This window comes from Aeromonas sp. S15(2024) (assembly GCF_041402265.1).
GTDB classification, from domain to species: Bacteria; Pseudomonadota; Gammaproteobacteria; order Enterobacterales; family Aeromonadaceae; genus Aeromonas; species Aeromonas dhakensis.
Genome location: NZ_JBGLQY010000002.1, coordinates 122592 through 146093 on the forward strand (window position 1 = coordinate 122592; position 23502 = coordinate 146093).

21 protein-coding genes and 3 tRNA genes are annotated in these 23502 nt (G+C 62.3%); 10 read left to right on the plus strand and 14 right to left on the minus strand.

The window, feature by feature from the left end:
- The first annotated feature begins 28 nt into the window (after positions 1 to 28).
- The 7 genes from ACB033_RS04715 (at position 29) to ACB033_RS04745 (ending at position 6310) form a co-directional block, all read left to right on the plus strand.
- The gene (locus ACB033_RS04715) at positions 29 to 1201 is read left to right on the plus strand and encodes a phage tail sheath protein (RefSeq protein WP_371140424.1); all 1173 of its coding nucleotides are present in this window, start codon (positions 29 to 31) and stop codon (positions 1199 to 1201) included.
- 9 nt (positions 1202 to 1210) lie between these two features.
- Positions 1211 to 1726 (plus strand): phage major tail tube protein, encoded by a 516-nt coding sequence (locus ACB033_RS04720; RefSeq protein ID WP_371140387.1) that lies wholly within the window; start codon positions 1211 to 1213, stop codon positions 1724 to 1726.
- Positions 1727 to 1789: 63 nt separating this feature from the next.
- Entirely contained in the window at positions 1790 to 2074 is a 285-nt protein-coding gene (locus ACB033_RS04725; protein ID WP_123246928.1) for a phage tail assembly protein, read from the plus strand.
- An 8-nt stretch (positions 2075 to 2082) separates the two neighbouring features.
- Positions 2083 to 2214, plus strand: coding sequence for a GpE family phage tail protein (locus ACB033_RS04730; RefSeq protein ID WP_029306174.1), 132 nt, complete (start codon positions 2083 to 2085; stop codon positions 2212 to 2214).
- Entirely contained in the window at positions 2211 to 4646 is a 2436-nt protein-coding gene (locus ACB033_RS04735; protein WP_371140388.1) for a phage tail tape measure protein, read from the plus strand. Before ACB033_RS04730 ends, ACB033_RS04735 begins: the two co-directional genes overlap by 4 nt.
- A gap of 12 nt (positions 4647 to 4658) precedes the next feature.
- Positions 4659 to 5150, plus strand: a complete 492-nt coding sequence (locus ACB033_RS04740) for a phage tail protein (protein ID WP_017411157.1) — start codon at positions 4659 to 4661, stop codon at positions 5148 to 5150.
- Positions 5150 to 6310, plus strand: a complete 1161-nt coding sequence (locus ACB033_RS04745; RefSeq protein ID WP_371140389.1) for a phage late control D family protein — start codon at positions 5150 to 5152, stop codon at positions 6308 to 6310. Before ACB033_RS04740 ends, ACB033_RS04745 begins: the two co-directional genes overlap by 1 nt.
- Positions 6311 to 6392: 82 nt before the next feature.
- Here the strand turns inward: ACB033_RS04745 and ACB033_RS04750 are convergent.
- From ACB033_RS04750 to ACB033_RS04800, 11 genes are all read right to left on the minus strand, one after another.
- A tRNA-Leu gene (locus ACB033_RS04750) sits at positions 6393 to 6479 on the minus strand.
- Between the two features lie 41 nt (positions 6480 to 6520).
- Positions 6521 to 6594, minus strand: a tRNA-Cys gene (locus tag ACB033_RS04755).
- A 34-nt stretch (positions 6595 to 6628) separates the two neighbouring features.
- Positions 6629 to 6704: transfer RNA gene (locus tag ACB033_RS04760), tRNA-Gly, on the minus strand.
- A 179-nt stretch (positions 6705 to 6883) separates the two neighbouring features.
- The gene (gene pgsA, locus ACB033_RS04765) at positions 6884 to 7438 is read right to left on the minus strand and encodes a CDP-diacylglycerol--glycerol-3-phosphate 3-phosphatidyltransferase (RefSeq protein WP_011706577.1); all 555 of its coding nucleotides are present in this window, start codon (positions 7436 to 7438) and stop codon (positions 6884 to 6886) included.
- Between the two features lie 303 nt (positions 7439 to 7741).
- The gene (uvrC, locus tag ACB033_RS04770; protein WP_139726088.1) at positions 7742 to 9592 is read right to left on the minus strand and encodes an excinuclease ABC subunit UvrC; all 1851 of its coding nucleotides are present in this window, start codon (positions 9590 to 9592) and stop codon (positions 7742 to 7744) included.
- A 188-nt stretch (positions 9593 to 9780) separates the two neighbouring features.
- On the minus strand, positions 9781 to 10425 hold the full coding sequence (gene uvrY / locus ACB033_RS04775; RefSeq protein ID WP_005302696.1) for a UvrY/SirA/GacA family response regulator transcription factor: 645 nt from the start codon (positions 10423 to 10425) through the stop codon (positions 9781 to 9783).
- A 212-nt stretch (positions 10426 to 10637) separates the two neighbouring features.
- Positions 10638 to 11390, minus strand: a complete 753-nt coding sequence (gene kdsB / locus ACB033_RS04780) for a 3-deoxy-manno-octulosonate cytidylyltransferase (RefSeq protein ID WP_010633514.1) — start codon at positions 11388 to 11390, stop codon at positions 10638 to 10640.
- Positions 11387 to 11575, minus strand: coding sequence for a Trm112 family protein (locus ACB033_RS04785; RefSeq protein ID WP_005302702.1), 189 nt, complete (start codon positions 11573 to 11575; stop codon positions 11387 to 11389). The genes kdsB and ACB033_RS04785 overlap by 4 nt, the downstream gene beginning before the upstream one ends.
- Positions 11576 to 11697: 122 nt before the next feature.
- Complete coding sequence (gene lpxK, locus ACB033_RS04790) at positions 11698 to 12699, minus strand: tetraacyldisaccharide 4'-kinase (protein ID WP_274181318.1); 1002 nt, start codon at positions 12697 to 12699, stop codon at positions 11698 to 11700.
- Positions 12699 to 14468: a lipid A ABC transporter ATP-binding protein/permease MsbA gene (msbA, locus tag ACB033_RS04795; protein WP_005302704.1), complete on the minus strand. Its 1770-nt coding sequence runs from the start codon at positions 14466 to 14468 to the stop codon at positions 12699 to 12701. The genes lpxK and msbA overlap by 1 nt, the downstream gene beginning before the upstream one ends.
- A 132-nt stretch (positions 14469 to 14600) precedes the next feature.
- Complete coding sequence (locus ACB033_RS04800; protein WP_371140390.1) at positions 14601 to 16892, minus strand: DNA internalization-related competence protein ComEC/Rec2; 2292 nt, start codon at positions 16890 to 16892, stop codon at positions 14601 to 14603.
- Here ACB033_RS04800 and ACB033_RS04805 point away from each other — a divergent pair.
- The 3 genes from ACB033_RS04805 (at position 16830) to ACB033_RS04815 (ending at position 19468) form a co-directional block, all read left to right on the plus strand.
- Positions 16830 to 17348: a DUF2062 domain-containing protein gene (locus tag ACB033_RS04805; protein WP_011706585.1), complete on the plus strand. Its 519-nt coding sequence runs from the start codon at positions 16830 to 16832 to the stop codon at positions 17346 to 17348. The genes ACB033_RS04800 and ACB033_RS04805 overlap by 63 nt on opposite strands.
- A complete protein-coding gene (locus ACB033_RS04810; RefSeq protein ID WP_005302707.1) occupies positions 17342 to 17836 on the plus strand; it encodes a DUF2062 domain-containing protein in 495 nt (164 codons plus the stop codon). Before ACB033_RS04805 ends, ACB033_RS04810 begins: the two co-directional genes overlap by 7 nt.
- 123 nt (positions 17837 to 17959) lie before the next feature.
- Positions 17960 to 19468 (plus strand): helicase HerA-like domain-containing protein, encoded by a 1509-nt coding sequence (locus ACB033_RS04815; RefSeq protein ID WP_371140391.1) that lies wholly within the window; start codon positions 17960 to 17962, stop codon positions 19466 to 19468.
- 76 nt (positions 19469 to 19544) lie between these two features.
- Here the strand turns inward: ACB033_RS04815 and ACB033_RS04820 are convergent, their stop codons facing one another.
- The 3 genes from ACB033_RS04820 to ACB033_RS04830 all read right to left on the minus strand — a co-directional run bounded on the left by ACB033_RS04820 (position 19545) and on the right by ACB033_RS04830 (position 23133).
- Positions 19545 to 20735: an amino acid aminotransferase gene (locus tag ACB033_RS04820; protein WP_017765585.1), complete on the minus strand. Its 1191-nt coding sequence runs from the start codon at positions 20733 to 20735 to the stop codon at positions 19545 to 19547.
- Positions 20736 to 20909: 174 nt separating this feature from the next.
- On the minus strand, positions 20910 to 21851 hold the full coding sequence (locus ACB033_RS04825; RefSeq protein WP_024942421.1) for a hypothetical protein: 942 nt from the start codon (positions 21849 to 21851) through the stop codon (positions 20910 to 20912).
- 229 nt (positions 21852 to 22080) lie between these two features.
- Entirely contained in the window at positions 22081 to 23133 is a 1053-nt protein-coding gene (locus ACB033_RS04830; protein WP_065017024.1) for a porin, read from the minus strand.
- Positions 23134 to 23502: the final 369 nt, after the last annotated feature.

The following is a 23502-nucleotide window of genomic DNA, read 5'->3' on the forward strand; positions in this document are numbered from 1 at the left end:
CGTCCGGACAACAGGAGAACCTATGGCACTGGACCAATTTCACCACGGCGTGCGCGTCGTGGAAGTCAACGAGGGCACTCGCACCATCCGCACCGTCGCCACGGCGGTGATCGGCATGGTCTGCACCAGCGCCGATGCGGATGCCGCCTACTTCCCGCTCGATAAACCGGTGCTGATCGCCAACCTGCCGGCGGCCATCGCCAAGGCTGGCACCCAGGGCAACCTCAAGCGCTCGCTGCAAACCATCTATGACACCGTCAACACCATCGTCATCGCCGTGCGCGTAGCAGATGGCGCCGACGCCGCCGCCCTGACCAGCAACATCATCGGCACCATCAAGCCGGATGGCAGCTACACCGGCCTCAAGGCGCTGGAACGGGCCGCCCCGATGACAGGCGTCAAGCCGCGCATCCTCTGCGTGCCGGACAACTGCACCTTGCCGGTGGCCACCGCGCTGGGTAGCGCGACCAAAAAGCTGCGCGCCTTCGCCTACGTGCCGACCATCGCCGAGACCGTCGAGGCTGCCCTGGCCTACCGCGAAAACTTCTCCAGCCGCGAACTGATGCCGATCCATGGCGACTGGACTGCGTGGGATGTGGCAGCCAATGCCAGCGTCAAGCTCGATGCCTGCCTCAAGGCCGCCGCCATGCGCGCCCTCATCGACAAAGAGATCGGCTGGCACAAGACCCTGTCCAACGTCGGCGTGACCGGGGTCGACGGCATGACCAAGGCCCTGTTCTGGGATCTGCAAGACCCCGACACCGAGGTCGGCCTGCTCAACGCCAACGAGATCACCGCCCCCATCCGGGCCGATGGCTTCCGCTACTGGGGCAACCGCACCTGTTCCGATGACCCGCTGTTCGCCTTCGAGAACTACACCCGCTCCGCCCAGATCCTGGCCGACACCATGGCCGAAGCGCACATGTGGGCCAACGACAAGCCGCTCACCCCAACCCTGGTGAAAGACATCATCGAGGGCATCAAGGCCAAGGGCCGCGAACTGGTGGCCGGCGGTTACCTGCTCGGGTTTGACTGCTGGTACAACGAGGAGCTCAACGACAAAGACACCCTCAAGGCCGGCAAGCTGCGCATCGATTACAACTACACCCCGGTGCCGCCCCTCGAAGACCTCGGCTTCATCCAGCGCATCACCGACCACTACCTCATCGACTTCGGCGCCCGCGTCGCGGCCGCAGCATAAGGAGCCACCATGGCACTGCCACGCAAACTCAAGCACCTCAACATGTTTCTCGATGGCGGCAACTGGATCGGCGTCGCCGAAGACTTCACCCCGGCCAAGCTGAGCCAGAAGTTCGAAGCCTACCGGGGCGGCGGCATGATGGGCGCCGCCAATATCCACATGGGGCTGGAAGATGGCGCCATCGACACGTCCTTCACCTTTGGCGGCCTTGAAGCCGATCTGGTCAAGCGCATGGGCACACCGAAGATTGACGGCGTCACCATCCGCTTTGCAGGCTCAGTTCAGCGCGACGACACCAATGAGGTGGTTGCTGTCGAAATCGTCCAGCGCGGCCGCTTCAAAGAGCTCGACCGGGGCACCCTCAAGAGTGGCGACAACTCCCAGAGCAAAGTCAGCATGGTCAACACCTACTACAAAGAGACCATGAACGGCGTCGACCTGGTCGAAATCGACCTGATCAACATGATCTGGATTGTCGACGGCGTCGACCTGATGGCCGAACACCGCAAAGCCATCGGCCTCTAACCTACCCAACAACCAAACGGGCGGCCCACAGCCGCCCTCACCACATCACCAGGAACCGACACCATGGAAAACAAAACCGTTACCCTCGACCAAGCCATCCAGCGCGGCGACACCACCATCACCGAGATCCAGCTACGCAAGCCCAAGGCGGGCGAAATGCGCGGCCTCAATATGACCGATGTGGTGCAGATGGACGTCAACGCCCTCACCAAACTGCTGCCCCGTATCACCACCCCCATCTTGACCGAAGCCGAGATCGGCGACATGGACCCGGCTGACCTGATGCAGCTGGGCAGTGAGGTAAGCGCTTTTTTGGTACCGAAGAAAATGGCCTACCTCATTGCATAGACGAGGTGATGGCCGATCTGGCCATCATCGCCCACTGGCCGCCGTCCGAGATGGCGGCCATGGAAATCAGCGAGCTGATGGGCTGGCACCAAAACCTCGTTGAGACTCACAACCGCATCAACGGGGCAACAGAGCAATGAACCCTCTCAAACTTCAAATCCTGCTCGGGGCAGTCGACAAGCTCACCGCCCCACTCAAGGCTGCCAGCGGACAAAGCCGTATCACAGCCAAAGACCTGGTCGAAACAAAAAAGCGCATCAAGGAGCTCGAAATACAAAGCGGCCAGATTGATGGCTATCGCACCCTCGGCCAGCAGATTGGTGCCACCCGCGCCCAGCTCACAGCAGCCCAACGCGATGCCCAGCAAATGGCCCAACAGCTTGCCAAGGTAGAGCAACCGACCAAGGCCATGACCCGCGCCATGGAACAAGCCAAGCAGAAGGTGCGCGATCTCTCCCAACAAGAGCGAGAAATGGTCGCCCGTCACGGTAGCCTGAAACGGGCCATGGGCGAGGCTGGCATCAACACCAAACAACTGGGCCAGCACCAGCGCCAGCTCAAGAGCGATCTGGCTGCTGCCAATACCCAGCTCGACCAGCAGCGGGCAAAACTGGGCCAACTGGCTGACCAGCAAAAACGCCTCAACCAGGTCAAGGCCAACTACGACAAAACCATGTCGATGCGCGGTACCTTGGCGGGCTATGGCGCTGCGGGCATGGCCACCGGGGCCGCCGCCATCTACAAGGGCACCAACATCGCCAGCAAGGCCATGGGCTTTGATGTCGATATGTCAAAGGTGCAGGCGATCACCAGGCTGGACAAAGGCAGCAGCGAACTGGCCGCCTTGCGGGCTCAGGCGCGAGAGCTAGGCGCTAATACTGCATTCACGGCGGGCGAAGCGGCACAGGGGCAGGGCTTTCTGGCCATGGCCGGTTTCACCCCCAAGGCGATCCGGGATGCCATGCCAGGGGTGCTCGATATCGCCAAGGCAGGCGGCGTCGAGATTGCCGCTGCTGCCGATATCGGATCTAACATCCTGACCGGCTTCAAGCTGCCGGCCAACCAGATGAACCGCTTAGGGGATGTGATGGTCGGCACCTTCACCCGTGCCAACGTCGACCTGCAGATGCTGGGTGAAACCATGAAATACGTGGGGCCGGTGGCGGCAGGGCTTGGTGTTGACCTTGAAACAGCCTCAGCCATGGCAGGCAAGCTGGGGGATGCAGGCATTCAGGGCAGTATGGGTGGCACAGCCATGCGGGCCATTCTCGGCCGCTTGGCCTCCCCGCCCAAGGCGGCGCACGATGCGCTGGCAGCCCTGAACGTCAAGACAGCTGATGCAGCGGGGAACCTGCGCGCCTTGCCAGATATCCTGGACGAGCTCTACAAGAAAACCAGCAAGATGGGGGACACCACCCGCTCGGGTTACTTCAAAGCCATCGCCGGTGAAGAAGCCTTCGCCGCCCTGGCCGTGCTGACCGAGCAGGCCGGTTCCGGCAAGCTGCAGGAGCTGATCGCCACGTTGAAGCAAACTCAGGGGGAAGCGGGCAAAGTCGCCAAGGTGATGGCAGATAATGCCATCGGCGATCTGGACAACCTCACCTCGGCTTGGGATGACGTAGGGATCCAGATGATGGAAACCGAAAACGGCCCACTGAGAGGCATCATCCAGCGCGTCACCGAGATGATCCAGGTCACTGGAGACTGGATGCGGGCCAACCCAGAACTGACCTCTACCCTGACCCGTATCGCGGCGGTCACCGCCGTAGCAGCTGCCGCTGGGGGATCGTTGCTGCTGGTCGTGGCTGGTCTGCTCGGGCCGCTGGCAACAATCAAAATGGGGATGTCGATGCTGCTGGTATATGGGAGCCCGCTGCTGACCTTCATCAAGGCACTGACCATGGGCATGGTCAGGCTCGGGATAGCTATGCTCACCACCCCGATCGGCTGGTTCATCATGGGCATTGCGGCAATCGCTGCCGGAGCCTTCCTGCTCTACAAAAATTGGGATGGGGTAACCAAGTGGTTCAGCGACCTATGGGCCCAGTGCAAGACCCCTGCTCTCGCCTTCTGGGAACTCCTGAAAGAGCTCTTCTCATGGACCCCTATCGGCATGCTGATCATGCACTGGAACGAGATCTGGGCATTCTTCGATACCCTGCCAGCAGGGGCCGCCAACAAGGGTAAAGCCATCATCGACGGCCTGATTGGCGGCATCAATGCAAAGTGGGAGAGCTTGAAGAACAAGATAAAAGCCCTCACCGACCTGCTGCCGGACTGGATGAAGGGGGGCGGCACAGTCACCGCCAACGTCAATCCGTCAGGCTACCTCACCGGCAACTACAATACGCCAGCCATGGCTGGAGGTTCAGGTTATGGCCCGCGCATCGTGACGCCGCCACGCCCGGTCGCCAGAGGCAACACCACAACGCAAATCACCGCACCTATCCATATCGTGCAGCAACCGGGGCAATCAGCAGCGGATGTAGCACAAGAGGTACGCCGCGAGTTGGACAAACGCGCACGGCAAGCTGCTGCCAATGGCCGCGCCACGCTGGGCGATCGCAACTAAGGAGCAACCACCATGATGATGACTCTGGGCTGGTTCGTGTTTATGCGCTCGACCGTTGCCCCACAATCACAGCAAGACGAATGGGCATGGCGCCACCCGGGCAACAACCGGGTCGGTGCCCGCCCGGCTTACCAATTCCTCGGCCCTGACGATGAAACCAGCACCCTGAGCGGGGTGCTCTACCCAGAGTTGACCGGCGGGCCGGTGTCACTCGACATGCTGCGCCAGATGGGCGACAGCGGCGAAGCCTTCCCCCTGATCCAGGGCGATGGCGTGATGCGTGGCTCGTTCGTGATAGAGGGCATCAGCACCACCCGCACCGAGTTTTTCAGCGATGGCGCAGCCCGCAAGATAGAGTTCAGCATCAAGCTCAAGCGGGTCGACGACAACGACAGCACGCTGGGCAACACCCTGCTGGGGCGCACCGCGGGCAACCTGCTAGGCCGCTTGGGGGTGGGCAAACTCATGGGTAGCATCGGCGGCAAGCTGGGGGGAATCCTCTGATGAGGGCGCTAGACCAGTTCGGCAGCCGCCTGGCCGATAATCTTGGCATCACCAACTCGCTCGATGCCCTGCGCCAAGGCCATCCGGTGCCGGCCTACCAGGTGCTGGTCGATGGCAAAGACATTTCGGCCGCCATCCGCCCGCGCCTGATGTCGATGACCATAACCGACAACCGGGGTTTCACTGCCGACACCATCGAGATCACCCTCGATGACAGCGACGGTCAGCTCGACATGCCGCGCCGGGGGGCCACCCTGCGCTGCCTCATCGGCTGGCAAGGCAGTTCCCTGGTCGACAAGGGCACCTACAAGATTGACGAAGTGGAGCACGGCGGGGCCCCAGATGTGCTCACCATTCGGGGCAAATCGGCTGACCTGCGCGGCAGCATGAACAAGCTGCGCGAGCGCAGCTGGCACCAATCCACCGTCGGTGGCATCGTCGAACAGGTGGCCGCCACCTACCAGCTCACACCCTGCGTGGGTGACTCGCTCAAGGGGCAGCTGATCGACCACATCGACCAGGCCAACGAAAGCGATCTGGCCTTCCTCACCCGCCTGGCCGGCCAGTGCGATGCCATCTCTACCGTCAAATCTGGCCGCCTGATGTTCATCAAAGCTGGTCAGGGCACCACCGCAAAGGGCCAGCCGCTGCCAGCTATCACCATTACCCGCCAAGATGGCGATCAGCACCGCTTCTCAGTGGCAGACCGAGACGCCTACACCGGCGTGACGGCCTACTGGCAAGACAACAAGGCCGCAGAGAAAAAGAAAGTCGAGGTGAAGCGCAAAAGAAAGACCAAGCCGAAGCCAGAGCGGCCATTGCCGCCGGGCGTTGTGGTCAATAAGAAAGAGAACGAGCTGCTGGTCGGCAGCAGCGAGAACGTCAAGGAGCTGCGCCACGTCTATGCCAACCAGGCCAACGCCATGCGGGCGGCCAGGGCAGAGTGGGAGCGGATCCAGCGCGGGGTGGCCGAGTTCGACATCACCCTGGCCAGGGGCAGGCCAGAGCTCTACCCGGAACAACCAACTACCGTCAGGGGGTTCAAGCCACAGATAGACGAGGCCGACTGGCTGCTCACCCAGGTGGTGCACGACCTCACCAATCAGGGCTACACCAACCGCCTGCAGCTCGAGGTGAAACTCGACGAGCTACCGGAATAAATCTGTGTGGATCAAATGTGGACACTGGGGGGAAACAAAAAGGCCGCTATTGCTAGCGGCCTTTGTAAGTCTTTGATTTTAATGGTGCCCGAGGCCGGAATCGAACCGGCACGACGCGAACGTCGAGGGATTTTAAATCCCTTGTGTCTACCGATTTCACCACTCGGGCACCGCAATCGGTATCAAGCTCGCGTGGCGGGCTTGTCAATATGGAGGCACGTTCCGGAGTCGAACCGGACTAAACGGATTTGCAATCCGCTGCATAACCGCTTTGCTAACGCGCCATGCAAAAGAGAGAAACTCTCTATTGTCTGAATTTGGAGCGGGAAACGAGACTCGAACTCGCGACCCCGACCTTGGCAAGGTCGTGCTCTACCAACTGAGCTATTCCCGCATCGGTCTGGCTGACTGCCTGACTACGAGGACGCATTCTAGCGATGTTCCTCGCCCAGTCAACCAAAAATGTTTAATACCCTGATCGTTCGAGTGTTTTTTGCCCTTTTCCTGCTTTTTCAGCACTCACGACCGTTTCCCAGCCCCAAGAACGGGGAAACGGTCCTTTGTGTCGGCAGGTCAGAACCGGGAGTGGTAGGTCAGATCGCCCCAGGCGGCCTTCATGTACTGGAACATGGACCAGAAGGTAAGCACGGTGGCCACGTAGAGCAGCACATAGGCGAGCCACACCATCCAGATGTCGTACTGCCAGATGAGGCCGGTGAGCGAGACCATCTGGATCATGGTCTTCCACTTGCCGATCCAGCTGACCGCCACCGAGGAGCGCTTGCCAAGCTCGGCCATCCATTCGCGCAGGGCGGAGATGATGATCTCGCGGCCAATCATGGTCATGGCAGGAATGGTGACCCAGATGGTGTTGTAGTGCTCGACGATCACCACCAGCGCCGCCGCCACCATGATCTTGTCGGCGACCGGATCGAGGAAGGCACCGAAGGCGGTGGATTGATTCAGCTTGCGGGCCAGGTAGCCGTCAAACCAGTCGGTCGCCGCCGCCAGGATGAAGACGATGGCCGCCGCCAGATAGGACCACTGGTAGGGAAGGTAGAACAGGATGACGAAGACGGGGATGAGCAAGATCCGAAAAAACGTCAGCAGATTAGGAATATTTGTCATTATTTTCAGCCACTTCTTGTATGCCGCTACATGGTAGCCCCAAGCCGATCACGGATGCAACCGGACAGGCGCCCGCCTTGGTCTATTAATCCATCAACAACCTCAGGATGCGGGCCATTATGGCATTTGCGGCCCCCCGGCGTCACGGCTCTTGTGTGCCGGGATCCCTGAAGGGGATGAACCCAGAGTGAATGGTGTGACTCACCTCGCCCCTTGTCGATACCCGGGGCGACAGCCCCTGCTCGCCGTCTGGGCAAACAGGGGCAACACGGAGGGGTATTCCCCCTTCTCGGCTACCAATGGCTAGAGGGAATGCAGGGCATCGTGGATGGCTTGGGCCAGCTCCTGGCTGATACCGGGCACCTTGGCAAGCTCCTCCACCCCGGCTTTTTTCACCTCCTGCAGACCGCCCAGGTACTTGAGCAGCGCCTGCCGCCGTTTCGGCCCCACCCCCGGAATATCCTCCAGGGTACTGGTGGTGCGGGCCTTCTCCCGTCTGGCGCGGTGGCCCGTGATGGCAAAACGGTGGGATTCGTCGCGGATGTGCTGGATGAGGTGCAGGGCGGGCATGTCCGCCGGCAAATGCAGCTCTTCGTGACTCTCTCCCAGGATCAGGGTCTCCAGCCCCGCCTTGCGGGTCACCCCCTTGGCGATGCCTACCAGCAGCGGATATTTTCCCCCCAGAAACTCCAGCTGACGGGCCAGGATCTCCTCGGCGCGGCGCAGCTGGCCGAGGCCGCCGTCGATAAACAGCACGTCCGGCACCTTGTCCGGCTCCTGCTGCTTGCCAAAACGCCGCTCCAGCGCCTGCTCCATGGCCGCGTAGTCATCGCCGCCGGTGATGCCGTCGATGTTGAAGCGGCGATATTCCGATGAGAGCGGCCCCTCCCGGTTGAACACCACGCAGGAGGCCACGGTGCGCTCCCCCATGGTGTGGGAGATATCGAAGCACTCCATGCGGGCGATAGGGCGCTCGAGCTCCAGCAACTCCTCCAGCTGATCGTAGCGGGCGGTGATGGTGCTCTTGTGGGCAAGGCGCGAGCGCAGTGCGGTCTGGGCGTTGATGGAGGCGAGCTTGATGAAGCGGGCCCGCTCGGCGCGGGTACGGCTCACCACCCGCACCTTGTAGCCCGCGGTCTGGCTCAGGGTCTCGGCGATGACGCTCTCGTCTTCGAGCGCCACGTCTAGCAGCACCTCGCTCGGGATCTGCCGCCCCCCCTGCCCCGACAGATAGAACTGCAGCAGGAAGGATTGCACCACCTCGTCGAGCTGGGTATCGGCCGGCACTTTCGGGAAGTAGCTGCGCGAGCCCAGCACCTTGCCCTGGCGGATGAAAAGCACATGGATGCAGGCGGTCCCCTGCTCGAAGGCCACCCCCACCACGTCGAGCTCGTCCAGCACGTTGCCGCTCACCGACTGCTGCTCGGTGACCCGGCGCAGCGCCTGGATCTGATCCCGGTAACGGGCGGCCTCCTCGAAGCGCAGATCGCCACTGGCGGACTCCATCTTGCCCACCAGCTCGCCTATCACCTGCTGGTTCTTGCCCGCGAGGAACAGCTTGGCCAGCTCCACCTGCTGGGCATACTCGGCCTCGCTCACCAGCCCGGCCACGCAGGGGCCGGCGCAGCGTTTGAGCTGGTAGAGCAGACAGGGGCGGGTGCGGTTGGCATAGACTGCATCTTCGCACTGGCGCACCGGGAAGATCTTCTGCATCAGGTGCAGGCTCTCGCGCACCGCGCCGCCGGAGGGGTACGGGCCGAAGTACTCCCCCTTCACCTTGCGGGCACCGCGATGGACGCCGATACGCGGGTGCTGATGGGCGGTGATGATGATCCAGGGGTAGGACTTGTCATCCCGCAGCAGCACGTTGTAGCGGGGCTGGTACTGCTTGATGAGGTTGTGCTCGAGGATCAGCGCCTCGGTCTCGGTGTGGGTGACTGTCACCTGCACATCGGCGATCTGGCGCACCAGGGTGCGGGTCTTGATGCTGTCGACGTTGGCCCGAAAGTAGGAAGCTAGCCGTTTCTTCAGATCCTTGGCCTTGCCCACGTAGATGACGGTGCCGCCGCTGTCGTACATGCGATAGACACCGCTCTGATGGGTGACGGCACTGAGAAACGCCTTGCTGTCGAAGAGAGGTTCAGAGGAGGTCATGCTGGCTCCGGCAACGGGGATCGAGGTGTTGGGTCTGGGATATCGCGGCAAGCGGAAGATCGAAAGAGAGGCTCATCGGCAACTCGGCTCAACGGATGAAAGCAGAAGACGGCACAGAGCATACTGCGCCAGACCGGCAAAAAGCAAAAAGGCGGCACAGGCCGCCTTTGATGGCTACACGCCGCCCGTTACAGGGTGTCGGCATCCAGCATGCCATAGCGAATGGCCAGATGGGTCAGCTCCACATCGCCATTGATGTTGAGCTTGCTGAACAGCCGGTAGCGATAGCTGTTGACCGTCTTCGGGCTCAGGTTGAGCTGCTCGGAAATATCAGTCACCTTCTGCCCCTTGGTGATCATCATCATGATCTGCAGCTCGCGCTCGGAAAGGGACTTGAAGGGATTCTCGTCGGCCGAGGCAAACTGGCTCAGGGCCATCTGCTGGGCGATCTCCGGGGAGATGTAACGCTGACCGGAGTGGACCAGGCGAATAGCGTGGATCATCTCGTCCGGTGCGGCCCCCTTGGTGAGATAGCCGGCAGCACCCGCCTGCATCACCTTGGTCGGGAACGGATTTTCTGAATGAATGGTCAGCACTATGATGCGCACATCGGGCCGGATCCGCAGGATCTTGCGGGTTGCCTCCAGGCCGCCGATGCCCGGCATGTTCATGTCCATCAGGATCACGTCGGGATGGTTCTGACGACAGAAAGTGACTGCGGTTTCCCCGCTCTGCGCCTCGCCCACCACCTTGATCCCGCGGACATCTTCCAGAATGCGTCTTATCCCTGTACGCACCAACTCATGATCATCGACCAGGAATACATTAATCACCCAAACACCCCGTTTTTTATCTCGTTATATGCCAGTTAGGGTTAACACGGCGTCTTGCATCATAACCAAACTCGTCGATTTGGCAAACCATGGCCGGGAAAAGTTTGAAAGTGCTCATAAATGACGTTTGTAATCAAATAATTATGTAAAGATTAAACACAAAAAACGGCGCCCGCAGGCACCGTTCAGAGTCATTTTTGCTGTTGTCGGCATCAGTTCGCCAGCAGTGCGCGCACCTTGTCCAGATCGGCCTGGGTGTCCACCCCGACCGGCGGCGCCTCGAGGGCCTGGGCCACGTGGATCTTCTCCCCGTACCAGAGCACCCGCAGCTGCTCCAGCGCCTCTACTTGCTCGAGCGCGCTCGGCGCCCAGTCCACATAACGCTGGATGAAACCGGCGCGATAGGCGTAGATGCCGATGTGACGCTGGTAGTGATCGCCAATCTGCTCGCGGCTTGCGGCAAAACGATCACGATCCCACGGAATGGAGGCACGGCTGAAGTAGAGGGCGTAGCCATCCTGGTCGGTCACCACCTTGACGGCGTTCGGGTTGAACGCCTCTTCGGCGTCCTGAATTGGCACAGACAGAGTCGCCATGGGCGCGCTGGCGGCGGCCAGGTTGTCCGCTACCTGACGGATGATGACCGGCGGAATGAGCGGCTCATCCCCCTGCACGTTGACCACTATGGTGTCGGCGGCAAAACCGTAGTGACGGCACACCTCGGCCAGGCGCTCGGTACCTGACTGGTGATCCTTCGAGGTCATGCACACCTCGAATCCGGTCTGGCCGGCCAGCGCCTGCTGCACCCGCTCATCGTCGGTGGCGACGATCACCCGATCGGCGCCCGACTGCAGGGCCTTCTCCACCACGTGCTGCACCATGGGCTTGCCGTGGATGTCGGCCAGCGGCTTGCCCGGCAGCCGGGTGGAGGCGTAGCGGGCCGGGATGACGACGACGAAGCTCATGACGACAGCTCGTCGCTATTGAGCGGACGGGCGCGGTTCTCCAGCAGCACCGGGATCCCCTCCTCCAGCGGATAAGCCAGCTTGTCGAAACGGCAGACCAGCTCATGCACGGACTTGTTATAGTGCAGCTTGCCCTTGCAGACCGGGCAGGCAATGATGTCGAGCAACTTGATGTCCAAAGCCAAAACGATACTCCTTCAACGATGTCGCGCCAGCGGCTTAATCACGCCGGCGATGGGTGTCGAACCAACCAGATGTTTCATGCGGGGCATGACAAACCCCTTCTCTCCCGCGCTGGCGAGCGAGATCAACCTTGTGCCTTGGTTGCGCCTTGCCCCTTCCCGCTCGCGCCCAGCTTGTGCAGCAGGGTATCGAGCAGGGAGGCGGGCAACTCGGCGCTGACCGGCAGATACCACCAGTTGTCGAGGGCAAAGGCGCGGCACTTGACCGCATCCTTCTCGGTCATCAGCAGCGGCTTGCCGGCAAAGCGACCCACCAGCTCGTCCCGATCGAAGGGGTGGTGATCCCCGTAGGCCACCCGCTGATCCAGCTGGTAACCGAGCCCCTCGAGAGTGGCGAAGAAACGGGGCGGATGACCAATGCCCGCCAGCGCGTCTACCGGACCGGCCAGCGGTGTGGCCAACGGGGCCTCGTCGCGTACCCGACGGGGGGAATCGGCCACCAACCTCATGGGATACTCTCCCCGCCCCGGCTCGCCGCCGTTGCAGATGATGGCATCCACCCGCTTGAGCCGGGTGACCGGCTCGCGCAGCGGCCCCATGGGCAGCAGGCAGGCGTTGCCGAAACGGCGCGCCCCGTCCACCACCACCAGCTCGATGTCACGGGCCAGCGCATAGTGCTGCAGGCCGTCGTCGGTGATGATGATGTCCACCTCGCCGCTCTGCTCCAGCAGACGCACCGCCTCGGCCCGCCTGGGCGCCACCACCACAGGGCAGCCACAGCGCCGGGCAATCAGTACCGGTTCATCCCCCGCCTGCGCCGTGGTGCTGGCGGCATCGAGCCGGTACGGATAATGGGGCGCCTTGCCGCCATAACCGCGGCTCACCACCCCGGGGCGATAGCCGCGGGCCTGCAACTGCTCCACCAGCCAGACCACTACCGGGGTCTTGCCGTTGCCACCCACCGAGATATTGCCCACTACGATGACCGGCAAGGAGGCACGATAGCCCTTGCGCCAGCCGTGCCGATAGGCGTAGCGGCGGGTACCGCTGACAACGGCAAACAGCAGGGCAAAGGGGGCCAGCAACCAGCGCCAGCCACTCTTTGCATACCAGAGCCGCTCCAGCATCAGGCGTTGCCACCTGCGGTGGCATGACCGAACTGGATGGCGCGCAGCTGGGCATAGGTGCCCTGCTGGGCCATCAACGCCGCGTGGTTGCCGCGCTCGACGATATGGCCTTCATCGATCACCAGGATCTCGTCCGCCTTCTCGATGGTGGAGAGGCGGTGAGCGATCACCAGCGAGGTGCGCGCCTTGCACAGCTCGTCGATGGCCGCCTGGATGTGGCGCTCGGACTCGGTATCCAGCGCCGAGGTAGCCTCATCCAGCAGCAGCACGGGGGCATCGCGCAGCAGGGCGCGGGCGATGGCGATACGCTGACGCTGACCGCCGGAGAGCGACGCGCCGTTCTCGCCGACCACGGTGTCATAACCGTTGCTCATCTTGCTGACGAACTCGTCGGCGTGGGCGATGCGGGCCGCCTGCTTGATCTCGTCGAGGCTGTATTGCTCTTCCGCGGCGTAGGCGATGTTGCTCGCCACCGTGTCGTTGAACAGGTGCACGTGCTGGGAGACCAGGGCGTACTGCTTGCGCAGCTCGCTCAGGCGGTAATCACGGATATTGACGCCATCCAGCAGGATCTCCCCCTGCTCGATGTCGTAGAAGCGGGTCAGCAGGCTGGCGATGGTGCTCTTGCCAGAGCCTGAGCGCCCCACCAGGGCCACCGATTTGCCCGCCTCCACCTTGAAGCTGACGTTGTGCAGCGCCGGGGTGTCCTTGGTCGGGTAGGTGAAGGTGACGTTGCGAAACTCGATCTCGCCGCGGGCGCGCTCCAGGGTACGGGTACCGGTATCCTGCTCCGGCTCGGTATCGAGCAGACCGAACAGGCTGTGGCAGGCGGTGATGGCGCGCTGGAACTGGTTGTTGACGTCGGTCAGGCTTTTCAGCGGCTTGAGCAGCATCATCATGGAGGTGATCATGACGGTGAAGGTACCGGCAGTCAGCTCGCTGCGCACGCTGTCGATGGTGGCCACATAGAGGAAGGCCGCCAGCGCGATGGAGGCAACCATCTGCACCACCGGGCTGCCGATGGCATCGGCGGCGACCATCTTCATGGTCTGCTGGCGCATGTTGTTGCTGACCTTGAAGAAGCGCTTCTCCTCCACCTTCTGGCCACCGAACATCAGCACCTCTTTGTGCCCCTTGAGCATCTGCTCGGTGGAGGTGGTGATGTCCCCCACCGCCTGCTGGATGTGGCGGCTGATCTGACGGAAACGGCGGCTGATGAGGCCGATGATGATGCCCACCACGGGCCCCACCACCAGGAAGATCACCGACAGCTGCCAGGAGTGCCAGAACATCAGGCCGAGCAGACCGATGACCGTCGCCCCTTCCCGCACCAGGGTGACCAAGGTGGTACTGGCGGCCGAGGAGACTTGACTCGCGTCATAGGTCACCTTGGAGAGCAGGTGGCCGGTATTCTGGCGGTCGAAGAAGCTCATCGGCATCGCCACCATGTGGTTGAATACCTGCTGCTGCAGGCGCATCACCACATGGTTGCCGACCCAGGCCATGCAGTAGTTGGAGAGGAAGTTGGCGACGCCGCGCAGGGCCACGATACCCAGCACGAAGAAGGGCATCCACTTGAGCACGGTCGGATCATTGCCGTTGATCCCCTTGTCGATCAGCGGCTTAATGGAATAGACGAAGGTGGTATCCACGGCGGCGTAGCCCAGCATGCCGATGATGCCGCCAATCAGGCCAAGCTTGCGGTCACGGACATAGCCGAGCAGACGCTTGAAGACAGGCCAGCTGTCTTGTGAGGTTTCTTGTTGCATGAATAGCCGTTAATAAGGGAAATGACGGGCTATTCTAGCCAAAGCGCAGGATTACACCAAGCATCGCCAGCGCATGCCCATCGCCAAGACGGGAAATGACGGCCGTTAGACCCGCCAAAACCGGGTTCACGCTCAGCGAGCAGGCCAGAATGCAGGGCGCCACCAGTCGCCATTGCGACGAAACCAGGGGCCCTGCTTCCGCTCGGCACTGATCCGCAGCCCGTCCGCCGCAGGCTCGACCAGGATCTCCCCGTCCAGCCCGGTGACCCATTGCTGCGCCTCCCGGTAGCGAGCCACCACCTCGGGGCGGGGAAAGTCCCACTGGTTCATGAAGCCGGCGCTGTGCACCACATAGCGGGGAGCCACCGCCGCCACGAAGGGGGGCGTGGAGGAGGTGCGGCTGCCGTGATGGGGGCTTACCAGCAGGGTGCTGGCAAGCCCGGCCCCTTCCAGCGCCAGCAAGCGCTGCTCCGCCTGCCGCTCGATGTCGGCGCTGAGCAGGATACGTCGATCCCCGTCGCGGATCTGCAGCACACAGCCGTCGTTGTTGTGACCGCCTCCCGGCTGCTGTGGCCAAAGCACCGCCATCTCGAGCCCCTGCCAGCGCCACTGCTGGCCACGCCGACACAGGGTCGTGAAGCGGCCGAAATCGAAGGAGGAGAGCTCGTGGCGCACCGGCAGAGCCTGCAGGATGGCGCGCCGGTTGCCGGCGTGATCCCGGTCCTTGTGGCTGATGACCAGATAATCCAGCACCCGCACATCGAGCCGGTTGAGCAGCGGCAGGATCACGGCATCCGCCATGTTGTAGCCGCCCGGGTAGCGATCGCCGGTGTCAAACAGGATGCCGCGCTCGCCCCGGGTGATCAGCACCGCCAGCCCCTGCCCCACGTCCAATACCCTCAGTTGCCAGTGAGTCGGCACCGGCCAGGCCGCCAGCAGCAGGGCTACGCCCCCCGGCAACAGCAAGGGACGACCGCCCGGCACATGCCAGGCACACCAGAGCAGGGTCAGCAGGGCAGTGAGCGGCAGCACCCAGCCCGACACCGGCCACCAGAGCTGCCACTGGCTGGCCAGCCGGGCCAATGCCCACAACACCCACTGCAGGCCGACATCGGCCAGCCAGAACAGCAAGTGGGCCAGCTCCCCCGAAAGCGGCACCAGCAACACCCCGACCAGCGCCAGCGGTATGATGCCGATGCAAAAGAGCGGCAATGCCAGCAGATTGAGCAGCAGCGACAGCGGCGCTATCCCTTCGAACAGCGCCAGTTGCAGCGGCAGCAGCCCCAGCAGCAACAAGCCCTGCAGGCGGACGAGCCCGGGCTTGGCCTCCAGCAGGCTCGCCACCAGCAGCAGAGCCACCGCCAGGAAGGAGAGCCAGAATCCCGCCGAATAGAGGGCGAAGGGATCCCAGAGCGTGAGCACCACGAAGGCCCACAACCAGACGCGATGGGCCGGCCACTCCCGCCGTCGCCAGCGCAGCAGACTCCACACCAGCACCATGATGAGGGCCCGCTCGGTGGCCACCGCAAACCCGGCCAGCCAGCTGTAGAGGGCGGCAAACAGCAGGGCGAGCAGAATCGCCCCCCGCAGTCCGAACAGCCGCCCCAGCCACCAGCCGAGCACCGCCACCAGCGCGATGTGCTGCCCCGAGATGGCGATGATGTGGGTCAGCCCGCTGCCGCGAAACAGGCTCCACTGCTCAGTCGTGATGCCCGCTTGCTCGCCGAAGGTCAGCGCTGCCAGCAGCGGGCCCTGGCTCAGATCCTGCCAGCTGGCGGCGGCCCGGGCCAGCCAGCGCTCGCGCAGCCCCGCCGGCACAGCTTCAATCTGGATCACCCGGCGCAAGTTGCCGGTGGCGGTGATCCCCTTGCCGAGCAGCAGGCGCCGCCCGTCCATCCCGGCCTCGTTGGCCAGGCCGTGGGCCGGCTTGAGGGAGACCTCCAGGGTCAGGCGACTGCCTGCCGTCATGGCGGGCAGCGCCTGGTAGGCATTGATGCGCACCAGGGGCGCCGGAGTGAGCACCTGCTCATCGAGCCTGTTCACCCGCAGCACCAGCCGGACAAATTTATCGCCCTCGGGTTCTGCACTTTGCAGTTGTGCGGTTATGATGTGGCTCGTTTTTTTGCCAAGCTGATCCAGCCAGGCAAGCCGGTAGTGCAAATTCCCCTGCATCCAGAGGATGCCGCCCAGCAAGAACAGCAGCCGCCAGCAGCGGCAACCGGCGAGGGGGAACGCGAGCAGCAGCATCAGGCCACCCCATTCCCATGAAGGCAACCATGGCCAAAGCAGTGAGGAGCTTGCCCCGAGGGCAAACGACAGCAGGCGCAGATCCATGGTGCAAGTATTTAGCAAGGTTTCAATATGCCCAAACGACTCATACAACGCTGGCTGCCTGATCCGGCGACCCTCAAGGAACACAAGCACTTGCGGCTGTTTGGCAAGTTGCTGCTGGACGCCAACCTGTGGCACCTCAATCGCCGCTCGGCGGCCGGTGCCTTCGCGGTGGGGCTGTTCATGGCCTGGGTGCCGCTCCCCTGCCAGATGTTGCTGGCGGCCGGCGGCGCCATCGCCTGCCGGGTCAACCTGCCGCTCTCGGTAGCCCTTGTCTGGCTCTCCAACCCCTTCACCATGCCGCCGCTGTTCTACGGCGCCTACCTGACCGGCTGTCAGCTGCTGGGGCAGTCCTCCCAGCACATCGAGATCGAGTTCACCTGGGCCTGGCTGGTGTCGGTGTTCGAGACCGTGGCCCCGCCGCTGCTGCTGGGTTCGCTGGTGCTCGCCCTGCTCAGCTCCCTCATCGGCTACGCCCTCATTCGTACCTGCTGGCGCATCAGCACCGTTCGTCAGTGGCAGAAACGCAAGGTGGCCCGCGCATGCTGAATCGCTGGTTTGCCCGCTTCAAGATTGACCCCGATACCCTGCGCCAGCAGAAGTGGTTCGCCCTGTTTGGCGAGCGCCTGCTCGCCCCCGCCCTCTGGCAAGGGGGGCCGCGCGCCCTGAGCGGGGCGGTGGCGGCGGGCATCTTCGCCTGCTGGTTTCCCATCCCCATGCATTCACTCATCGCGGTCGGGCTGGCGCTGGCGTTCAGCCTCAACCTACCGCTGGCGCTGCTGGCGGTCTGGTTCAACAACCCGCTGACCCTGCCCTTCATGTACCTCTACGCCTATCGCACCGGTTGTCTGGTGCTGCACAAGACGCCGGAGCCATTTCACCTTACCTGGACCCTGCATTGGCTGGAGCACGAAGCGGCCACCCTGGTGCCCCCCTTCCTGCTCGGCAGCCTGCTGCTGGCGGTACTGACCGCCGCCACCGGCGGCCTCCTCACCCTGCTGTTGCTGCGCCTCGGCAAGCTGGTCCGCCCCCGCTGATCTCACCCGCCTCGTCAGCCTCTGGCGCGCTGACGAGGCACTGCCTTGCCATCCCCGGCACCTGCCACCACACTCCTTGTAACCCGTTGTTTTTAGTCCCCCATTTGCCACAAGGAGCCCACCATGGCCGAACCGCTCACGCTGGCCTATGCCAGTGGTCATCCCCTCGCCCTGCTGCCAGCCATGGCCAATCGCCACGGCCTCATCACCGGCGCCACCGGCACCGGCAAGACAGTCACCCTGCAGGTGCTGGCGGAGGGATTCTCCCGCCTCGGCGTGCCGGTCTTTCTGGCGGATGTAAAGGGGGACCTGAGCGGCCTTGGCGCCGCCGGGGCAGGCTCTGCCAAGCTGGATGCCAGACTGGCCCAGCTCGGCATCCCGGCCCCCGCCTTTGCCGCCAGCCCCACCCTGTTCTGGGATCTGTTTGCCGAACAGGGCCACCCGGTGCGGGCCACCATCTCCGACATGGGGCCCCTGCTGCTCACCCGCCTGCTCGGTCTCAACGATACCCAGAGCGGGGTGTTGGAGCTGGTGTTCAAGGTGGCGGACGACGAGGGGCTGCTGCTGCTCGACCTCAAAGACCTGCGCGCCATGGTGCAGTTTGCCGGCGACAACGCCAAATCGCTCACCACCCGTTACGGCAACGTCTCCACCGCCTCCATCGGCGCCATCCTGCGCAACCTGCTCACCCTGGAGAGCGCGGGCGGCGATCACTTCTTTGGCGAGCCCATGCTGGACATCCAGGATCTGCTGCAGACCGATGAGGCCGGCCACGGCCATATCAATGTGCTGGCCGCCAGCAAGCTGACCCAATCCAGCCGGCTCTATGCCTGCTTCCTGCTCTGGCTGCTCTCCGAGCTGTTCGAGCAGTTGCCGGAGGTGGGGGATCCCGACAAACCTGTGCTGGTGTTCTTCTTCGACGAGGCGCACCTGCTGTTCAACGACGCTCCCAAGGCGCTGCTGGAGAAGATTGAACTGGTGGTGCGCCTCATCCGCTCGAAAGGGGTGGGTGTCTACTTCGTGACCCAGAGCCCGGCCGACATCCCCGACAGCGTGCTGGGGCAGCTTGGCAACCGGGTGCAACACGCCCTGCGCGCCTTTACCCCGAGCGATCAGAAGGCGGTGCGGATCGCCGCCAACACCCTGCGGGCCAACCCCGCCTTCGATGCCGCCGGCGTCATCACCGAACTCGGGGTCGGCGAGGCGCTAGTCTCTCTGCTCGACGAGAAGGGACGACCCAGCATGGTGGAGCGCGCCTTCATCGCCCCGCCGGCCAGCCGCATCGGCCCCTTGAGCGACGCCGAGCGGCAGGCGCTCATTCAGGGCTCCCTGCTGCACGGCCGCTACGAGACGCCGGAGGATCGCGAGTCTGCTTTCGAGCGGCTCAACGGCGGCAAGCTGACAACCACTGGCGAGCAAGGCAGCGAGCCGTCATCCAACGGGGAAGGCGGCCTGCTCGATGCCCTCAATGGCATCCTGTTTGGCCGCACCGGCCCCCGTGGCGGCCAGCACGACGGCGTGGTGCAAACCGCCGCCAAGAGCGTGGCCCGCACCATCGGCAGCGAGGTGGGTCGCCAGCTGGTACGCGGCGTGCTCGGCTCCCTGTTGGGGGGTGGCAAGCGCCGCCGTTAAGGCCTAAGCCGAAAAATGAAAAAGCCCGCCGGGGAGACCCGGCGGACTTGTTACTGAGCGGATGGCGATGACTCGCTTACAACACCTTGGCGATGGCGTCGCACAGCGGATCTATGTTGGCACGGGTGATACCGGCCACGCTGATCCGGCCGGAGCCGACGATGTAGATGGCGAACTCGCTCTTGAGGCGCTCCACCTGATCCTTGGAAAGACCGGAGAAGGAAAACATGCCGTTCTGCTCGCGGATAAAGCTGAAGTCCTGGTTCACGCCGCGCGCGGCCAGTTTTTCCACCAGCAGCTCGCGCATCTCGCGAATGCGCACCCGCATGGCCGCCACCTCTTCCACCCACTCGGCATAGAGGGCCGGATCGCTCACCACGGCGGTGACGACGGCAGCGCCATGTGACGGCGGGTTGGAGTAGTTGGCACGAATGACGGTCTTGACCTGGGTGAAGGCCACATCAGCGATCGCCTTGGTCGCGCTGACCAGGGTGAAGGCACCGACCCGCTCGTTGTAAAGACCGAAGTTCTTGGAGAAGGAGCTCGCCACCAGCAGCTCGTCGTGGCACTCGGCGAAGATGCGCAGACCTTCGGCATCCTCTTGGATACCGCGGGCAAAGCCCTGATAGGCGAAGTCAAACAGCGGCAGCCAGCCGGCGGCGGCACTCTGCCTGGCCAGGGCACGCCACTGATCAGCGGTCGGGTCGATACCGGTCGGGTTGTGACAGCAACCGTGCAGCAGCACCAGATCACCAGCCTGCGCCTCGGCCAGAGACGCCTGCATGGCGGCAAAGTCGAGCCCCTTGGTGGCCGCGTCATAGTACTTGTACCACTTGACGGTCAGACCCGCGGCCTGGAACACGCTGACGTGGTTGGCCCAGGTGGGATCGGAGATCCAGATGGTCTTGGCGAGGTTGTTGCGCACCACGAACTCGGCGGCGATGCGCAGGGCACCGGTACCACCCGGAGCTTGCGCCGTCTTGGCGCGGCCGCTGTTGACCAGCGCGGAATCCTGTCCGAACAGCAGTTGCTGCACGATGCGACCGTACTCGATATTGCCTTCGATGCCGAGATAGTTCTTGGTCTTCTCGTCGGTCAAGAGCTTCTGTTCGGCTTTCTTGACGCAGTGAAGAATGGGGGTGGCGCCGGTCTCATCCTTGTAGATCCCGACCCCCAGGTTGATCTTGTGGCTGCGAGAGTCGGCGCGGAAGGCTTCGGTCAGGCCCAGGATCGGATCCGCTGGGGCGGCAACAACCTTTTCAAACATGGTATTCCCTGTATTCCGTTGAGTTCGTTGGCTGGCAAAGCGTGTTGGCACACCGTCCGTGACACGCAAAACACGTGGCAAACAAAAGCGCCCACTGGCGAGCGCTTCGTCAACTCTTTATATCACCGTGCAGGATGGGGGAAAACCGCTTTTTCGGCCGGATCTGCGGCAATCTTAACCGATGGCATGCCACTGTGGTGCCAACGCGCACACCTCGGCAGACAAGCCACCATTGGACTCAACCAAACCGCTACAAACTGCTAACAATGACTTGGGTATCCGGCTCGGCTCCCAGGGGCGGGAGTCAGTCAGCGGCAGGGCATAGGCCGTCATGATGGGAGCCAGCACGGTGGGCAGCCACCAGCTGGCCGGCCGACCCAAACGCTGGGCCAGAGTCAGCACCCGATCCACCCCGCTCGGGTCGAGGGAGGTGAGATGACTCCACTGCACCTGAGGCGGCAGCGCGGCGATCACTTGCTGCAGCGCCTGCTGCGCCGAGGCGGGAGCCCAGATCAGCAAGCTCCCTGCCGGCAGCACCAGCTCGGCAAAGGCACCGACGCTGTCGGTGGTGATCACCCGCAGCAGCTCCCCCTCCCCCCACAGGATCTTGCCGAGACTGGCCAGGGTGCGCTCCGGCAACGCCACCTCGCCAAGCGCCTGCAACCAGGGGGACGCATCGAGCAGGGTGCCGCCGCTGAAAAAGAGGCTGAACGGCTCGGGGGCGCGCAGGCGCACCTGTTGATCCGAACAGAGCCGGATCCCCTTGTCTTCGAAGTCGATCTGCTCGTTGGGGGTAAAGCTCACCTCGCTCTTGCGATAGAGCGCGGCCAGCACCCGCTCGTTGACCTGCTCCGCCAGCTGCCAGCCCTGCCCATGGAGCCACTCCTCCGGGGTGGGCGGCGCCGTGGCGATCTCGGCCAGCGTCAGTTCACGGGTCAGGTAGCGGCGACCAGCGGGGGTGAGCTCATAGTGGTGGTTGCCCAGTGCCAGCAGCAGCTGATTGTCCTTGAGCAGGCCCAGCAGGGGTTGCCACTGACGGGCGCGGACCACCGAGGTGGGGTTGTCCAGCAGCTGGCGGGCCAGCTCCCGCCACTGCGGGTGACTAAAGTCAATCAAGCGTCATCCTTCCCTGTCTGCCGAACATCCTGCAACGAGCTGAATAATCTAGCGATTCGCTGGCCGGGAGCCAAGTACAGAAAAGAGACAACGTGAACTGACGCAAGTCAAAGAGGGCAAGGAGAAGATAATCAACAGAGGAGAACAGAAAAATCAGGTGGGAAGCAGATAAAACAAAACGGCCAAGCAAGCTTGGCCGTTCATCAACTAAATCAGCGCAGAGGCTAGATTAGAAGTTGTATTGCAGGGCAACGGTCCAGTCATCGTCCTTACCGCTAACACCGTTGATCTTGTATTCGGTGTAGGCTTTCAGCTTGGAGGTGAAGGAGTACTGCACGCCCAGCAGAGTGGCATCCATCAGGTCTTCGTAAGAAGAACCACTCAGGTTGGCATTCTTTTTACCTTCTTTGAAGTTGTAGCCAGCCAGGAAGGTCCAAGCATCAACGTTGTAGGTAGCAGCCAGCTCGTAACCACGGCCTTTGTCTTTGTAACCAGTGGTGTCGTTCTTAACTTCAGCCTGGGTGTAGACACCGGCAAAGTTGAAACCGTTGATGGCGTAGTGTGCGCCCAGAGCCCACTCGGACTTCTCACCTTCAGCACTGCTGGTTTTGCTTTCCAGGTCGGAGTAAGCATAACCACCGTTGAAGCCCAGACCAAAGTCGAAGTCATAACCGGCAGCAACAGCATAACCATAGTTACGCTTCACGTCGGTGAATACGGTTTTCTTGATACCACCAGCTACGTCAGTAATTTTCTCAACGGTATCATCGTTGGTCTGGTAGGACACTTTGCCCTTGAAACCACCGATAGCGTTGGAGTAGATGATCTGGCCTTCTTGACGACCGTCATAGAAGTTACCTTCGCTGCCCCACTCGTTGAAGATATCGGTCGGTTCCAGCACGTCGTAGAACGCGGTATCGGTCTGACCGAAGATGATCTTACCGTACTGGGTGCCGTCGAAACCAACGTAGATATGACGAGAGTCGAACTTGTTGTCGGAGTTTTCAGCAGAAACTTGCCACTCAGTCTTGGCGATACCGGACCAGGTGTTGTTCAGGGCAATCTTGCCGGACCAACCCAGACGAGAAGCGCCAATCAGCTCTGCATCAACATCTTTGTATGCAGCAGCAGTGTCGTCCCATTTGTTGGTGTCACCGTAGTAGTTAGCCTGTACACGGCCGTATACGTCAAAAGTGGTACCGTCTTTGTCGTAAACCACTGCAGCGTTAGCGGCGGATGCAAACAGAGCCGGGATAGCAATAGCCAGAATTGTCTTTTTCATAGTTTCCAATGCCTACTGTAATTAAACACTAAGTCGTTGTTATTCCCTGTGTTAGCGATGTACTTTGCATCACTATGGCGCCGAGACTAGCACCGGGTTTTCCAATCCGCAATGAAAAAACTTGGAACTTTTTACGAAAAGCATAGTCACAGCGGAAAAATTGTGACCTGAATCCCACATTGTTTGCACGCCATGGGAAAACGTTTACAGCGATAACCGCTGGCAAAATTCGTCCGAATTGGTGATTTATCACACAATAACGACGACTCGCCTTATAAATAGAAGAAGAGGTCGGATCTGTGCGTTGCCACACACCTCGACCCAGGTTGCCGGTTGCAGGTATCCTGTCTTCCTTCACCCTGTGCAACG